At 45.9% G+C, this 15,502-nt stretch carries 15 protein-coding genes; all 15 read left to right on the forward strand.

The genetic code is table 11. The annotated features are described in order from the left end of the window. Positions 1-442 precede the first annotated feature (442 nt). The 15 genes from AC5JQI_RS01630 (at position 443) to rpoB (ending at position 15,308) form a co-directional block, all read left to right on the forward strand. Entirely contained in the window at positions 443-1,165 is a 723-nt protein-coding gene (locus tag AC5JQI_RS01630) for a helix-turn-helix transcriptional regulator (protein ID WP_237388295.1), read from the forward strand. Next, positions 1,165-1,560: a sulfurtransferase complex subunit TusD gene (tusD, locus tag AC5JQI_RS01635; RefSeq protein WP_237388296.1), complete on the forward strand. Its 396-nt coding sequence runs from the start codon at positions 1,165-1,167 to the stop codon at positions 1,558-1,560. The genes AC5JQI_RS01630 and tusD overlap by 1 nt, the downstream gene beginning before the upstream one ends. A 73-nt stretch (positions 1,561-1,633) precedes the next feature. Beyond that, positions 1,634-1,993: a sulfurtransferase complex subunit TusC gene (gene tusC, locus AC5JQI_RS01640; protein ID WP_493913498.1), complete on the forward strand. Its 360-nt coding sequence runs from the start codon at positions 1,634-1,636 to the stop codon at positions 1,991-1,993. 19 nt (positions 1,994-2,012) lie between these two features. Further along, a complete protein-coding gene (gene tusB / locus AC5JQI_RS01645) occupies positions 2,013-2,300 on the forward strand; it encodes a sulfurtransferase complex subunit TusB (RefSeq protein WP_493913499.1) in 288 nt (95 codons plus the stop codon). A 166-nt stretch (positions 2,301-2,466) separates the two neighbouring features. Next, a complete protein-coding gene (gene rpsL, locus AC5JQI_RS01650; RefSeq protein ID WP_010848548.1) occupies positions 2,467-2,841 on the forward strand; it encodes a 30S ribosomal protein S12 in 375 nt (124 codons plus the stop codon). Positions 2,842-2,938: 97 nt separating this feature from the next. Beyond that, entirely contained in the window at positions 2,939-3,409 is a 471-nt protein-coding gene (gene rpsG / locus AC5JQI_RS01655; protein ID WP_092513454.1) for a 30S ribosomal protein S7, read from the forward strand. Between the two features lie 93 nt (positions 3,410-3,502). Then, positions 3,503-5,611 (forward strand): elongation factor G, encoded by a 2,109-nt coding sequence (gene fusA / locus AC5JQI_RS01660; protein WP_237388299.1) that lies wholly within the window; start codon positions 3,503-3,505, stop codon positions 5,609-5,611. A gap of 70 nt (positions 5,612-5,681) precedes the next feature. Further along, complete coding sequence (gene tuf / locus AC5JQI_RS01665; RefSeq protein ID WP_493913500.1) at positions 5,682-6,866, forward strand: elongation factor Tu; 1,185 nt, start codon at positions 5,682-5,684, stop codon at positions 6,864-6,866. A gap of 398 nt (positions 6,867-7,264) precedes the next feature. After that, the gene (gene secE / locus AC5JQI_RS01670; protein ID WP_092552024.1) at positions 7,265-7,648 is read left to right on the forward strand and encodes a preprotein translocase subunit SecE; all 384 of its coding nucleotides are present in this window, start codon (positions 7,265-7,267) and stop codon (positions 7,646-7,648) included. A 2-nt stretch (positions 7,649-7,650) separates the two neighbouring features. Next, entirely contained in the window at positions 7,651-8,196 is a 546-nt protein-coding gene (gene nusG / locus AC5JQI_RS01675) for a transcription termination/antitermination protein NusG (RefSeq protein ID WP_092552027.1), read from the forward strand. 210 nt (positions 8,197-8,406) lie between these two features. After that, positions 8,407-8,835, forward strand: coding sequence for a 50S ribosomal protein L11 (gene rplK / locus AC5JQI_RS01680; protein WP_038237931.1), 429 nt, complete (start codon positions 8,407-8,409; stop codon positions 8,833-8,835). Positions 8,836-8,838: 3 nt separating this feature from the next. Then, on the forward strand, positions 8,839-9,543 hold the full coding sequence (gene rplA / locus AC5JQI_RS01685; RefSeq protein WP_237386772.1) for a 50S ribosomal protein L1: 705 nt from the start codon (positions 8,839-8,841) through the stop codon (positions 9,541-9,543). Positions 9,544-9,891: 348 nt separating this feature from the next. Continuing rightward, positions 9,892-10,389 carry a 50S ribosomal protein L10 gene (rplJ, locus tag AC5JQI_RS01690; RefSeq protein WP_237386773.1) on the forward strand — a complete coding sequence of 166 codons (498 nt, stop codon included), beginning with the start codon at positions 9,892-9,894 and terminating at the stop codon, positions 10,387-10,389. Between the two features lie 63 nt (positions 10,390-10,452). After that, the gene (rplL, locus tag AC5JQI_RS01695) at positions 10,453-10,818 is read left to right on the forward strand and encodes a 50S ribosomal protein L7/L12 (protein WP_493913501.1); all 366 of its coding nucleotides are present in this window, start codon (positions 10,453-10,455) and stop codon (positions 10,816-10,818) included. Positions 10,819-11,279: 461 nt separating this feature from the next. Further along, positions 11,280-15,308: a DNA-directed RNA polymerase subunit beta gene (rpoB, locus tag AC5JQI_RS01700; protein ID WP_493913502.1), complete on the forward strand. Its 4,029-nt coding sequence runs from the start codon at positions 11,280-11,282 to the stop codon at positions 15,306-15,308. The last annotated feature ends 194 nt before the right edge of the window (positions 15,309-15,502 follow it).

The raw sequence follows: 15,502 nt of genomic DNA on the forward strand, positions 1-15,502 counted from the left end.
CAGACAGGAGTTTAATCGCTCCTGTTTTATTATTTGTACCTTTCATTTTTTCATTTTCATCTTTCTTTCATCTTTCGGTTTGTTGATGATATTTACTTCATCTTTGATGAATAATAAGCATGAATAAAGAAAAATTGCATGTCTGCTTATTATTTCCTTCGGTATTAAATGAAATATCGTTTTCATATTTTAAGCGTATTAGGCATAAAGCTGTGATAAAACCCTGTGGTATCTTCAGCAAGGGCTTGACGTAAATTCAATGTAGTTTTAACGTCAACAGTGGTTTTAACGTCATTATTCCGAATAGAATATAGAACATTCTGCCTATAACAGTAGATGTTTACTGAGGTAGACTCTTGGTTGTAGTAATGTGATTTTATAATAAATCTCGCCTTAATATTTTGGTGAGGCAAAGTCTGAGCTTGAAGGATGGTGTATTAACATGTCTACCCCGCTATTAACTGGTGATAACAGTGATATTGATTTACTGGAAAACCAACCGTTTAATGAAACAGATCATGAAATTTTAAAATCTTACGAAGCTGCTGTTGATGGCCTGGCTATGTTGATAGGTGGGCATTGTGAAATAGTTCTTCATTCACTGGAAGATCTTAAATGTTCAGCTGTCAGAATAGCTAATGGGGAACATACTGGTCGTAAGATCGGTTCCCCGATTACAGATTTGGCGTTGCGGATGCTCCACGATATTACGGATGAAGACAGCAGTGTTTCTAAAGCGTATTTTACGCGGGCAAAAAGCGGTTCGTTGATGAAATCTATCACAATTGCTATTCGCAATCGCCAGCGTCGGGTTATTGGGCTGTTATGTATTAATATGAACCTTGATGTGCCTTTCTCTGAAATTATTCAGACCTTTATCCCAGAAAAAACCCACGAAGTTTCTTCGAACGTTAACTTTGCATCTTCTGTGGATGACCTGGTTGCACAAACTCTGGAATTTACTATTGAAGAAGTGAATGCCGACCGCAATGTTTCCAACAATGCGAAAAATAGGCAGGTAGTGTTAAATCTTTATGAGAAAGGCATTTTTGATATTAAGGATGCTATTAATCAGGTTGCTGACCGTTTGAATATTTCCAAGCATACGGTATACCTCTATATTCGCCAGTTTAAAAACGGCGAATGTGCCAGCCCGGAGAAGTAATGTCGTCACTGTCTTATTGTCTGCTGGTCACCGGGCCAGCTTATGGTACTCAACAAGCCAGCAGTGCCTATCAATTTGCTCAGGCGTTGATCGCCGCAGGACATACATTACATAGTATGTTCTTTTATCGTGAGGGTGTCCTAAACGGTAATCAACTGGTTGCTCCCGCCAATGATGAATTTGATCTGGTCAGGGCATGGCAGGCATTGGCAGTCCAGCATCGGTTCAATCTGTATATTTGCGTTGCCGCAGCATTGCGTCGCGGTGTAGTGGATGAGCAACAAGCCCAAGAATTAAATTTGCCTGTTGCTAATCTGGCAAATGGGTTTGAACTTAGCGGGTTGGGGGCGCTGGCAGAAGCTATGATGCTATGTGATCGTGTTATACAATTTTAAGCCTCGCAGTAAGCATTGATGAAATGTCAGTTTTGAGGAAATTATGTGGGCCTTAATGAAATAGTGGTTATCGATGAAAAAAATCGCCTTTGTTTTTACTGAAGCCCCTCATGGCTCTTCTGTAGGCCGGGAAGGGCTGGATGCCCTGCTTGCGACATCAGCCTTAACCGATCAAATTGGCATATTCTTTATTTCTGATGGAGTATTCCAATTACTGGCCAACCAACAGCCAGATAAAATTCTGACCCGTGACTATATTTCAACCTTTAAGATCTTGCCTCTTTATGACATTGATAAATGTTACGTTTGTCTTGATGATCTGCTCATTCGCGGAGGTAGTCCGGCAAGCAATTTTGTACTTAAGGCAGAATTTCTTTCTGCTGTGGCAATACGAAAACAGTTGGCAGATTATGATGTTGTGTTGAAATTTTAATCTATTACAGGTAAGTAACATGTTATATACTGTTAGGCGCTCACCTTACCATGATGACGTCAATGCAATGCTTGCTCTTGTATCTGAGACCGATGACGTTCTGTTAATTCAGAATGGCGTATTGTTCGGGATCAATGATAATCGCTACTTAGCTGAATTGATGCGTACAGGAGCTGGTATTTATGCCTTGCAGGAAGATCTGGATGCACGGGGGCTGACTGAACAGATTTCAGACCGTGTTAAGGTGATTGATTACGACGGTTTTGTGAGCTTAACGGTAAAACATCAGCAAAATTTTGCCTGGTAAATGAGAATTGTATATTTCCGCTATTTTACCAGTATAGAAAAACTGTATATTTCTTGACACCTCGTCAAGTCAGCAATAAAATTCCGCGTCCTCTCGTTTTGTCATCATGACTGCCAGAGGGTAAAATCCGTGTTTACGAAGCAAAAAACCAGGAGCTTTTTTAATAATGGCAACTATCAACCAGCTGGTGCGCAAATCTCGTAGCTCGAAAGTTGTGAAAAGCAACGTTCCTGCTCTGGAAGCTTGCCCGCAAAAACGTGGCGTATGTACTCGTGTATATACTACCACTCCTAAAAAACCAAACTCCGCACTGCGTAAAGTATGTCGTGTGCGTTTGACTAATGGTTACGAAGTTTCTTCCTACATCGGTGGTGAAGGCCACAACTTGCAGGAACACTCCGTTATTCTGATCCGTGGCGGTCGTGTTAAAGACTTGCCAGGTGTGCGTTACCACACTGTTCGCGGTGCACTGGACTGTGCCGGTGTTAAAGACCGTAAGCAAGGTCGTTCTAAGTACGGTGTGAAGAAGCCAAAGGCTTAATGGTTCTCCGTTAAGTAAGGCCAAACATTTTTCACTTTAATGTCAAAATAAACTCGTAGAGTTTTGGACAACCCTGAATTCGAAACGGAGTATTTCCATGCCACGTCGTCGTGTAATTGGTCAACGTAAAATTCTGCCAGATCCAAAGTTCGGATCTGAACTACTGGCAAAATTTGTTAATATCCTGATGGTAGATGGTAAGAAATCTACCGCAGAAGCAATTGTATATAGCGCGCTTGAGACCCTGGCTCAGCGTTCTAGTAAAGATCATCTGGAAGCATTCGAGCTGGCACTGGATAACGTGCGCCCGACTGTGGAAGTTAAGTCCCGCCGTGTTGGTGGTTCTACTTATCAGGTTCCAGTTGAAGTTCGTCCGGTTCGTCGCAATGCACTGGCAATGCGTTGGATCGTTGATGCTGCTCGTAAACGCGGTGATAAGTCGATGGCTCTGCGCCTGGCGAATGAATTATCTGATGCGGCTGAAAACAAAGGCGCTGCTGTGAAGAAACGTGAAGACGTTCATCGTATGGCAGAAGCTAACAAGGCGTTCGCACACTACCGTTGGTAATCCATTCGTTGGTAACCCATCGGCAGTGAATATGTTCTGGGTAGCTGTTCGGCTACCCGTTCTCTAAATTGAACGCCCACGAGAGAGGAAAAAATGGCTCGTAAAACACCTATAGCACGTTACCGTAATATCGGTATCAGTGCCCACATCGACGCCGGTAAAACCACGACAACTGAACGTATTCTGTTTTACACAGGTGTAAACCATAAAATTGGTGAAACTCACGAAGGTTCAGCAACAATGGACTGGATGGAGCAGGAGCAGGAACGTGGTATCACCATTACCTCTGCTGCGACTACTGCATTCTGGTCTGGTATGGCTAAACAGTTTGAACCACACCGCATCAACATCATCGACACCCCAGGACACGTTGATTTCACCATCGAAGTAGAACGTTCCATGCGTGTTCTTGACGGTGCAGTAATGGTTTACTGTGCAGTTGGTGGTGTTCAGCCTCAGTCTGAAACTGTATGGCGTCAGGCTAACAAATATAATGTTCCACGCATCGCGTTCGTTAACAAAATGGACCGTATGGGTGCGAACTTCCTGCGCGTTGTTGAGCAGATTAAAACTCGTCTGGCTGCTAACCCAGTTCCACTTCAACTGGCAATCGGTGCTGAAGATACCTTCACCGGTATTGTTGACCTGTTGAAAATGAAAGCAATCAACTGGAATGAAGCTGATCAGGGTACTACCTTCACTTATGAAGATATCCCAGCAGACATGGTTGAACTGGCTCAAGAATGGCATCAGAATCTGATTGAATCCGCAGCAGAAGCATCAGAAGAACTGATGGACAAATATCTGGGCGGTGAAGAGCTGACTGAAGAAGAAATCAAGGTAGCTCTGCGTAAGCGTGTTCTGACTGGCGAAATTATCCTGGTTACCTGTGGTTCTGCATTTAAGAACAAGGGTGTTCAGGCAATGTTGGATGCAGTTATTGAATATCTGCCGGCACCAACTGACGTTGAATCCATCAAAGGTATGCTGCCAGACGGTAAAGATACTCCAGCAGAACGTCATTCCAGCGATGACGAGCCATTCTCTGCGCTGGCGTTCAAAATCGCTACTGACCCATTCGTGGGTAACTTGACTTTCTTCCGCGTTTACTCTGGTGTTGTTAACTCTGGTGACACAGTACTGAACCCGATTAAAGACAAGAAAGAACGTTTTGGTCGTATCGTACAGATGCACGCCAACAAACGTGAAGAAATCAAAGAAGTCCGTGCAGGCGATATCGCTGCTGCAATCGGTCTTAAAGATGTAACTACAGGTGATACTCTGTGTGACATGGGCGCACCAATCATCCTGGAGCGCATGGAATTCCCAGAGCCAGTTATCTCTGTTGCTATCGAGCCAAAAACTAAAGCTGACCAAGAAAAAATGGGTATCGCTTTAGGCCGTCTGGCTCAGGAAGATCCATCATTCCGCGTAAGCAGTGATGAAGAGACTGGTCAGACCATCATCGCAGGTATGGGTGAGCTGCACCTCGACGTTCTGGTTGACCGTATGCGTCGTGAGTTCAACGTTGAAGCTAACGTAGGTAAACCTCAGGTTGCTTATCGTGAAACCATCCGTGCTTCTGTTGAGCAGGAAGGTAAACACGCTAAACAGTCCGGTGGTCGTGGTCAGTACGGTCACGTATGGCTACGTATTGAGCCTCTTGAAGCTGGCGGCGCTGGTTACGAATTCGCTAACGAAATCGTTGGTGGTGTTGTTCCTAAAGAATACATCCCGGGCGTTGATAAAGGCGTTCAGGAACAGCTGAAGAGCGGTGTTCTGGCTGGTTATCCAATCGTTGACGTTAAAGTTGCTCTGTTTGATGGTTCTTACCATGACGTTGACTCTTCAGAAATCGCCTTTAAAATTGCTGCATCCATGGCATTTAAAGAAGGCTTCATGAAAGCTAAACCAGTTCTCCTGGAGCCTATCATGAAAGTTGAAGTGGAAACACCAGAAGACTACATGGGTGACGTCATCGGTGACTTGAACCGTCGCCGTGGTATGATCGATGGTATGGATGATGTAGCTACGGGCAAAGTTGTTCGTGCACAGGTACCATTGTCTGAAATGTTTGGTTATGCTACTGACCTGCGTTCTCAGACCCAAGGTCGTGCTTCTTACTCCATGGAGTTCTTGAAGTACAACGAAGCGCCTAGCAACGTCGCTCAGGCTATTATCGAAGCTCGTAAATCTAGATAATTTTTCGAGTTTACTATCTTTTTAGCTCCCTCATTTTTGTGACGGGGGAGCGGTATTAAGGAATAGAGTCGTGTCTAAAGAAAAGTTTGAACGTTCAAAACCGCACGTTAACGTTGGTACTATCGGCCACGTTGACCACGGTAAAACTACCCTGACTGCTGCAATCACCACCGTTTTGGCAAAAACCTACGGCGGTAGCGCTCGTGCATTCGACCAGATCGATAACGCACCCGAAGAAAAAGCGCGTGGTATCACCATCTCTACTTCTCACGTAGAATACGATACCCCTACTCGCCACTACGCACACGTTGACTGCCCAGGCCACGCCGACTATGTGAAAAACATGATCACCGGTGCTGCGCAGATGGACGGCGCGATCCTGGTCGTTGCTGCAACTGATGGCCCAATGCCACAGACTCGTGAGCACATCCTGCTGGGTCGTCAGGTAGGCGTTCCTTACATCATCGTGTTCTTGAACAAGTGTGACATGGTTGATGACGAAGAGCTGCTGGAACTGGTAGAAATGGAAGTCCGTGAGCTGCTGTCTCAGTACGATTTCCCAGGCGACGACACACCAATCATCCGTGGTTCTGCTCTGAAAGCGCTGGAAGGCGAAGCCGAGTGGGAAGCGAAAATCATTGAACTGGCAGAAGCCCTGGATTCTTATATCCCAGAGCCAGAGCGTGACATTGACAAGCCATTCCTGCTGCCAATCGAAGACGTCTTCTCCATCTCCGGCCGCGGTACAGTAGTTACCGGCCGTGTTGAGCGTGGTATCGTTAAAGTGGGTGACGAAGTTGAAATCGTTGGTATCAAAGATACCACTAAAACAACGTGTACCGGCGTTGAAATGTTCCGTAAACTGCTGGACGAAGGCCGTGCAGGTGAGAACGTAGGTGTTCTGCTGCGTGGGACTAAGCGTGACGAAATCGAACGTGGTCAAGTATTGGCTAAACCAGGTTCAATCAAGCCACACACAACTTTCGAATCAGAAGTTTATATCCTGAGCAAAGATGAAGGTGGCCGTCATACTCCATTCTTCAAAGGTTACCGTCCACAGTTCTACTTCCGTACAACTGACGTAACCGGTACTATCGAACTGCCAGAAGGCGTAGAGATGGTCATGCCAGGTGACAACATCAACATGATCGTGACCCTGATTGCACCAATCGCAATGGACGAAGGTCTGCGTTTTGCAATCCGTGAAGGTGGTCGTACTGTAGGTGCTGGTGTTGTTGCTAAAGTGATCGCATAATTTTTTTTAATGTGTTCATTTTGGAAGGGCATCGATAGATGCCCTTTTTATACGTTGTCTTAAGAAGAACCTATCTCATCAATAGTTGTTCATTAAATCACTCTCCGATGGCAGACAAATCGCCGTTTGACAGTTATCCTTAATTGTTGGTGAGATAGGCTCTTGATACAACGGATAGGATTTGATATCGCTGAGATATATACTCAAGGGATTTCAAGAGGCAGCCGACAAAGCTGCAACTGAAAAGACGAAGAGTATAAAAGTCCTGCTGAATTATGGCGCCGAGTCAGATACAATTACAATTATCTTTGGGTTCGGTCTGATTTGTTTTGCTCTTGCGAGGCAAGCTGGCTATCTATTTACATCATAGTTACTTACATATAGTTACAGGTTGGTTTATGAGTGCGAATAGCGATGCTCAAGAAAGCGGGCGTGGTCTTGATATAGCAAAATGGCTATTGGTAGCTGTGCTGCTGGTAGCTGCTATAGTGGGTAATTATTATTACCGAGAGTATAACCTGCCTCTGCGTGCGATAGCCGTTGTGGCTATTGCTGCCTTTGCAGGAGCAGTTGCATTGTGGACAGTGAAAGGTAAAGCTGCATTAGCATTTGCCCGTGAAGCCCGCATTGAAATGCGTAAAGTCATTTGGCCAACTCGCCAGGAAGCTCTGCATACGACTTTGATTGTTGCAGCTGTAACCGCTGTCATGTCTCTGATCTTATGGGGACTGGACGGTATTCTGGTGCGTTTAGTTTCATTTATTACAGGCCTGAGGTTTTAAAAATGTCTGAATCCCCAAAAAAGCGTTGGTATGTCATACAGGCATTTTCTGGGTTTGAAGGTCGTGTTGCGCAATCTCTGCGTGAGCATATCAAATTACAAGATATGGAAGATTCTTTCGGCGAAGTAATGGTGCCGACAGAAGAAGTAGTTGAGATCCGCAGTGGCCAACGCCGTAAAAGCGAGCGTAAATTCTTCCCTGGTTATGTTTTGGTACAAATGGTAATGAACGATGCAACTTGGCATCTGGTTCGTAGTGTACCTCGCGTAATGGGTTTTATCGGTGGCACGTCTGACCGCCCGGCACCAATTAGCGATAAAGAAGTTGATGCGATTATGGATCGTCTTCAGCAAGTTGGTGATAAACCACGGCCAAAAACTCTGTTCGAGCCAGGCGAAATGGTTCGAGTCAGCGATGGTCCATTTGCAGACTTCAATGGTGTGGTAGAAGAAGTCGATTACGAGAAGAGCCGTTTGAAAGTATCGGTTTCTATCTTTGGTCGTGCTACTCCTGTTGAGCTGGACTTTAGTCAGGTGGAGAAAGTTTAATCTGACGATAAATCAAACAAGCTCACTTGCAAAGGGTGTGAAATTAGCATACAATTTCGCGCCTTTTGTTTTTATCTAGGCATTATTTTTTAATCATGTTTTCTAGATAACTTAGGTAAAAGTTTTAAGTGGTCTGGTCTTTATAGACGGGGCCTAAATTGTCAGGGGAGCCTCGCTTTGAGGCGATAAGACCCATATAGAGGAAATAAGATGGCTAAGAAAGTACAAGCCTACGTTAAGCTGCAAGTTGCGGCTGGTATGGCTAACCCAAGCCCACCAGTTGGCCCAGCACTGGGTCAGCAGGGTGTTAACATCATGGAATTCTGTAAAGCGTTCAATGCTAAAACTGAAAGCATTGAAAAAGGCCTGCCAATTCCAGTTGTTATTACTGTTTATGCGGACCGTTCTTTCACTTTCGTTACCAAAACCCCACCAGCGGCAGTTCTGCTGAAAAAAGCAGCGGGTGTCAAGTCTGGTTCCGGCAAGCCGAACAAAGACAAAGTTGGTAAAGTAACCAGCGCTCAGATTCGTGAGATTGCTGAAACTAAAGCTGCGGATATGACTGGTGCTGATGTTGACGCGATGATGCGTTCAATCGAAGGTACTGCTCGTTCCATGGGTCTGGTAGTGGAGGGTTAATCAATGGCTAAACTGACTAAGCGCATGCGCACTATCCGTGAAAAAGTTGATGCAACTAAACAATATGACATCAACGAAGCTGTTGCTCTGCTGAAAGAACTTGCTACCGCTAAATTTGTAGAAAGCGTTGACGTAGCTGTTAATCTTGGCATCGATGCTCGTAAATCTGACCAAAACGTTCGTGGTGCAACTGTGTTGCCACACGGTACCGGTCGTTCAGTACGTGTTGCTGTATTTACTCAGGGTGCAAATGCTGAAGCGGCTAAAGCTGCTGGCGCAGAACTGGTAGGTATGGAAGATCTGGCTGAACAGATTAAGAAAGGCGAGATGAACTTCGACGTAGTTATCGCATCTCCAGATGCAATGCGTGTTGTTGGTCAGCTGGGCCAAATCCTGGGTCCACGTGGCCTGATGCCAAACCCTAAAGTTGGTACTGTAACTCCTAACGTTGCTGAAGCGGTACAAAACGCTAAAGCTGGTCAGGTTCGTTACCGTAACGACAAGAACGGTATCATCCACACCACCATCGGTAAAGTTGACTTCGACGCTGACAAACTGCAAGAAAACCTGGAAGCTCTGTTGGTTGCGCTGAAAAAAGCCAAGCCATCTTCTGCTAAAGGCGTTTACATTAAGAAAGTTAGCCTGTCCACTACCATGGGTGCAGGTGTTGCGATCGACCAGTCTGGTCTGAACGCATCAGCAGCTTAATCATTATAAGCTGAGATAACGCTTTACCTTAGCGTCAGATTTGTCTAAAATCTGACGCTTAAAATTTGCCTGATTGTGTGTTTAATGACACATCACCTTTGAAAAATAAGGGGCTATCGGCAAATAACAAGTTTTCGGTTGGAGCTTGGCCTTAATCCAAGCCCCGTCCAAGACCGCAGGCGTAAGTACGTAGAAATTACTTACTTAATATCCTGCGTAGACGGTGACAGAGCCAAATGAAATTTATTTTCTGGATTCTGCTCACCGTGTTTTAGCGCTCAGGCACATCCTGTGCTTTGAGTGAAGTGAGTTCCGGGTTTTCCCGGTTAATCCAGGAGCAAGAAGCTAATGGCACTAAATCTTCAAGACAAACAAGCGATTGTTGCTGAAGTCAGCGAAGTAGCCAAAGGCGCGCTGTCTGCGGTTGTTGCGGATTCTCGCGGCGTTACCGTAGATAAAATGACTGAACTGCGTAAAGCATGCCGTGAAGCTGGTGTTAGCGTACGTGTTGTACGTAATACCCTGCTGCGTCGTGCTGTTGAAGGTACTGAATATGAGTGCCTGAAAGAAGCGTTTGTTGGTCCAACCTTGATTGCTTTCTCTTCTGAACATCCGGGCGCAGCTGCTCGTCTGTTCAAAGATTTCGCGAAAGCGAATCCAGCATTCGAGATTAAAGCGGCAGCCTTTGAAGGTGAGTTTATCCCAGGATCAAATATCGATCGTCTGGCGACACTCCCAACTTACGATGAAGCAATTGCACGCCTGATGGCAACCATGAAAGAAGCCTCCGCAGGCAAACTGGTTCGCACTCTGGCTGCGCTACGCGATCAGAAAGAAGCAGCTTAATTGGCTATTTCCTTCGTTGCTTTTTAACGTATAAACTTTTTCTGAATTTTAGGAACACTTGTTATGTCTATCACTAAAGAACAAATTCTGGACGCAGTTGCAGAAATGTCTGTAATGGACGTTGTTGAACTGATCAGCATGATGGAAGAAAAATTCGGCGTTTCTGCTGCTGCAGCTGTTGCTGTAGTTGGTGGTGCTGCTGAAGCAGTTGAAGAAAAAACTGAATTCGACGTAATCCTGACTGGCATTGGTGCTAACAAAGTTGCTGTAATCAAAGCAGTACGCGGCGCAACTGGCCTGGGTCTGAAAGAAGCTAAAGACCTGGTTGAAAGCGCACCAGCAGCACTGAAAGAAGGCATCAGCAAAGATGACGCTGAAGCTCTGAAAAAATCTCTGGAAGAAGCAGGTGCTTCTGTTGAGATCAAGTAAGATCAGTTTGAAGTTCGCAGCCTGATTTGTTAAGGCTGGCGGCTGGCGATTTTTTAATCGCCAGCCTTTTTGCGCTGTAAGGACATTGTTTGTAAGGTTTGTGGTTAATGGCCTTGTTTTAACAGCATTGTCTGAAAGCCAAATCATATTGCCTGCAAGATATATTGCCTGAAAGCAATATAACCTGAAAGGCGTTATGTAGGGAGTTAACAGCATTTCACACTGTTTAGCTGTTAATGAACCCAGAATACTTCTTTCTATTGACGACTTAATATACTGCGTTCTCAGCTACGATCCACTCGGGTAGCTCGGTAGTCAGGTAACGCAATGAAATGATTTAAGAGTAATGGCAATGAGTGTTACGGAAAATATTCTATTTTCTGTTCGAAAAAATAGTGTTGCAGAGAGCTGTCCTTAAGGGCGGGCAGAGTGGGTCACTTATCAGCGAGCTGAGGAACCCTATGGTTTACTCCTATACCGAGAAAAAACGTATTCGTAAGGATTTTGGTAAACGTCCACAAGTTTTGGATGTTCCATACCTTCTTTCTATCCAACTTGACTCGTTCCAGAAGTTTATCGAGCAAGATCCTGAAGGCCAGAATGGACTTGAAGCGGCCTTCCGTTCTGTGTTCCCAATTCAGAGCTATAGCGGCAATTCTGAGCTGCAATATGTAAGCTACCGTCTTGGCGAGCCTGTTTTTGATGTTCAAGAGTGTCAGATCCGTGGTGTTACTTATTCCGCACCGCTGCGCGTTAAACTGCGTCTGGTGATCTATGAGCGCGAAGCGCCAGAAGGCACAGTCAAAGACATCAAAGAGCAAGAAGTCTACATGGGTGAAATTCCACTCATGACTGATAACGGGACTTTCGTTATCAACGGTACTGAGCGCGTTATCGTATCTCAGTTGCATCGTAGCCCAGGCGTTTTCTTTGACAGTGATAAGGGTAAAACCCATTCATCCGGTAAGGTACTGTATAACGCACGTATCATCCCTTACCGTGGTTCATGGTTAGATTTCGAATTTGATCCAAAAGATAACTTGTTTGTACGTATCGACCGCCGTCGTAAATTACCGGCTTCGATTATTTTGCGCGCGATGAGTTACTCTACTGAAGAAATCCTGAACCTGTTCTTCAACAAAACCGTTTTCGAAATTCGCGACAACAAATTGCAGATGACTCTGGTTCCAGAACGTCTGCGTGGCGAGACCGCTTCATTTGATATCGAAGCGAATGGCAAGGTCTATGTTGAAAAAGGCCGCCGTATTACCGCTCGCCATATCCGCCAGTTAGAAAAAGATCAGGTAAACTGCATTGAGGTACCTGTTGAATATATCGCTGGTAAGGTTGTAGCAAAAGATTACATCGACCAGAACACAGGTGAAATCATCTGTGCTGCTAACATGGAACTCTCTTTGGATCTGCTGGCGCATCTTAGTCAGTCTGGTCACAAATCTATCGAGACCCTGTTTACCAACGATCTGGATCATGGTGCATACATTTCCGAAACTCTGCGTATTGACTCAACCAATGATCGCCTGAGCGCACTGGTTGAAATCTATCGTATGATGCGTCCGGGTGAACCACCGACACGTGAAGCTGCAGAGAATCTGTTTGAGAACCTGTTCTTCTCTGAAGATCGTTACGATCTGTCTGCGGTTGGCCGCATGAAATTCAACCGTTCACTGGATCGTGAAGAGGTTGAAGGTTCCGGTATCCTGAGCAAAGAAGACATCATTGACGTGATGAAGAAGCTCATCGATATCCGTAACGGTAAAGGTGAAGTCGACGATATCGACCATTTGGGCAACCGTCGTATCCGTTCCGTTGGCGAAATGGCTGAAAACCAGTTCCGTGTTGGTCTGGTACGTGTTGAGCGTGCAGTGAAAGAGCGTCTGTCTCTGGGCGATCTGGATACTTTGATGCCACAAGACATGATCAACGCGAAACCGATTTCTGCGGCGGTGAAAGAGTTCTTTGGTTCCAGCCAGTTGTCCCAGTTCATGGATCAGAACAACCCACTGTCTGAAATTACTCATAAACGCCGTATTTCTGCGTTGGGTCCAGGCGGTCTGACCCGTGAGCGTGCAGGCTTTGAAGTTCGAGACGTACACCCAACCCACTATGGTCGTGTATGTCCAATCGAAACGCCTGAAGGTCCGAACATCGGTCTGATTAACTCATTGTCCGTTTATGCGCGTACCAATGAGTACGGTTTCCTTGAAACCCCTTACCGTTTAGTTCGTGATGGTGTAGTGACCGATGAAATTCACTACCTGTCTGCGATCGAAGAAGGTAACTATGTTATTGCACAGGCTAACTCCGTATTGGATGAAGAAGGCCACTTCGTAGAAGAATTGGTCACTTGCCGTCATTACGATGAATCCAGCTTGTTCAACCGTGATCAAGTCCAGTACATGGACGTTTCGACACAACAGATCGTGTCCGTCGGTGCTTCCTTGATCCCATTCCTTGAACATGATGACGCCAACCGTGCCTTGATGGGTGCGAACATGCAACGTCAGGCAGTCCCGACTCTGCGCGCTGACAAGCCGTTGGTTGGTACAGGCATGGAACGTGCAGTAGCGGTTGACTCCGGTGTAACCTCTGTTGCTAAACGTGGTGGTGTGGTTCAGTACGTTGACGCATCCCGTATTGTAATCAAAGTTAACGAAGATGAAATGTACGCGGGTGAAGCGGGCATTGATATCTACAACCTGACCAAATATACCCGTTCTAACCAGAACACCTGCATCAATCAGATGCCATGTGTTTCTCTGGGCGAATTGGTAGAGCGTGGTGACGTACTGGCTGATGGTCCATCTACCGATTTAGGTGAGCTGGCACTGGGTCAGAACATGCGCGTGGCATTCATGCCATGGAATGGTTATAACTTCGAAGACTCCATCCTCGTATCTGAACGTGTTGTTCAGGAAGACCGTTTCACCACTATTCACATTCAGGAACTGGCTTGTGTGTCTCGTGACACCAAACTGGGACCAGAAGAGATCACAGCCGACATCCCTAACGTGGGTGAAGCTGCACTGTCTAAGCTGGACGAGTCCGGTATCGTTTATATCGGTGCGGAAGTGAAAGGCGGCGACATTCTGGTTGGTAAAGTGACACCGAAAGGCGAAACTCAGCTGACACCAGAAGAAAAACTGCTGCGTGCGATCTTCGGTGAGAAAGCATCTGATGTGAAAGATTCTTCACTGCGCGTACCAAACGGTGTTTCCGGTACGGTTATTGACGTACAGGTCTTTACTCGTGATGGCGTAGAGAAAGATAAGCGTGCGTTGGAAATCGAAGAGATGCAGCTGCGTCAGGCGAAAAAAGACCTGACGGAAGAACTGCAAATTTTCGAAGCTGGCCTGTTTGCCCGTATTAACTCCGTGCTGGTTTCCGGTGGGGTTGAAGCGGAAAAACTCAGTAAGCTGCCTCGTGGACGCTGGTTGGAGCTGGGCCTGGCTGATGAAGAAAAACAAAATCAGCTGGAGCAGCTGGCAGAACAGTATGACGAACTGAAAGCAGAGTTCGAGAAAAAACTGGATGCTAAACGCCGTAAGATCACACAAGGCGATGATTTGGCACCAGGCGTACTGAAAATTGTCAAAGTGTATCTGGCTGTGAAACGTCAGATACAGCCTGGTGACAAGATGGCTGGTCGTCACGGTAACAAGGGTGTTATCTCCAAAATTAACCCGATCGAAGACATGCCTTACGATGAAAACGGAACAGCGGTAGACATCGTATTGAACCCGCTGGGCGTACCATCACGTATGAACATCGGTCAGATTCTGGAAACTCACTTGGGTATGGCGGCAAAAGGCATTGGTGACAAGATCAATGCGATGCTGAAACAGCAGCAAGAAGTTGCCAAACTGCGTGAATTCATCCAGAAAGCTTATGATTTGGGTGACGATACTCGTCAGAAAGTTGATTTGAGCACTTTCACCGACGAAGAAGTGATGCGTTTGGCAGAAAACCTGAAAAAAGGTATGCCAATTGCAACGCCAGTCTTTGACGGTGCGAAAGAAACCGAAATTAAAGAGCTGTTGAAATTGGGTGGCTTGCCGACTTCTGGTCAGATCACACTGTTTGATGGTCGCACCGGTGAACAATTTGAGCGTCAAGTAACTGTTGGTTACATGTACATGCTGAAATTGAACCACTTGGTTGATGACAAGATGCACGCCCGTTCTACCGGTTCTTACAGTTTGGTTACTCAGCAGCCGCTGGGTGGTAAGGCACAGTTCGGTGGTCAGCGCTTCGGTGAGATGGAAGTGTGGGCATTGGAAGCATACGGTGCTGCGTACACCCTGCAAGAAATGCTCACAGTTAAATCCGACGATGTTAACGGTCGTACCAAGATGTATAAAAACATCGTGGATGGTAACCACCAGATGGAACCAGGCATGCCGGAATCTTTCAACGTATTGCTGAAAGAAATCCGTTCGTTGGGTATCAACATCGAGCTGGAAGACGAATAAACCGTTTTCCCGCCAGTGATTATATACCCAATGGATTTCAAGATGCAGCGCGACGGCAAGGGAATGACAAATTCGTCGGGAACGAATTTGCCCAGCCAAAGGCTGGCCTCCGGTGAAAGGCAGGAGCCTTTCATTAATCCCCTGGGAGCATAGATAACTATGTGACAGGGGTGAGTGAGCGCAGCCAACAAAGC

The sequence above is a fragment of the Xenorhabdus sp. XBWT genome, assembly GCF_059072735.1.

Excerpts from the sequence above, each read along its gene's own strand:
- tusD (WP_237388296.1), top strand. The coding sequence starts at position 1,165 with ATGTCGTCACTGTCTTATTGTCTGCTGGTCACCGGGCCAGCTTATGGT.
- rplK (WP_038237931.1), top strand. The coding sequence starts at position 8,407 with ATGGCTAAGAAAGTACAAGCCTACGTTAAGCTGCAAGTTGCGGCTGGT.
- tusB (WP_493913499.1), top strand. The coding sequence starts at position 2,013 with ATGTTATATACTGTTAGGCGCTCACCTTACCATGATGACGTCAATGCA.
- fusA (WP_237388299.1), top strand. The coding sequence starts at position 3,503 with ATGGCTCGTAAAACACCTATAGCACGTTACCGTAATATCGGTATCAGT.
- rplJ (WP_237386773.1), top strand. The coding sequence starts at position 9,892 with ATGGCACTAAATCTTCAAGACAAACAAGCGATTGTTGCTGAAGTCAGC.
- rpoB (WP_493913502.1), top strand. The coding sequence starts at position 11,280 with ATGGTTTACTCCTATACCGAGAAAAAACGTATTCGTAAGGATTTTGGT.
- secE (WP_092552024.1), top strand. The coding sequence starts at position 7,265 with ATGAGTGCGAATAGCGATGCTCAAGAAAGCGGGCGTGGTCTTGATATA.
- rpsG (WP_092513454.1), top strand. The coding sequence starts at position 2,939 with ATGCCACGTCGTCGTGTAATTGGTCAACGTAAAATTCTGCCAGATCCA.
- AC5JQI_RS01630 (WP_237388295.1), top strand. The coding sequence starts at position 443 with ATGTCTACCCCGCTATTAACTGGTGATAACAGTGATATTGATTTACTG.
- rplL (WP_493913501.1), top strand. The coding sequence starts at position 10,453 with ATGTCTATCACTAAAGAACAAATTCTGGACGCAGTTGCAGAAATGTCT.
- nusG (WP_092552027.1), top strand. The coding sequence starts at position 7,651 with ATGTCTGAATCCCCAAAAAAGCGTTGGTATGTCATACAGGCATTTTCT.
- rplA (WP_237386772.1), top strand. The coding sequence starts at position 8,839 with ATGGCTAAACTGACTAAGCGCATGCGCACTATCCGTGAAAAAGTTGAT.
- rpsL (WP_010848548.1), top strand. The coding sequence starts at position 2,467 with ATGGCAACTATCAACCAGCTGGTGCGCAAATCTCGTAGCTCGAAAGTT.
- tusC (WP_493913498.1), top strand. The coding sequence starts at position 1,634 with ATGAAAAAAATCGCCTTTGTTTTTACTGAAGCCCCTCATGGCTCTTCT.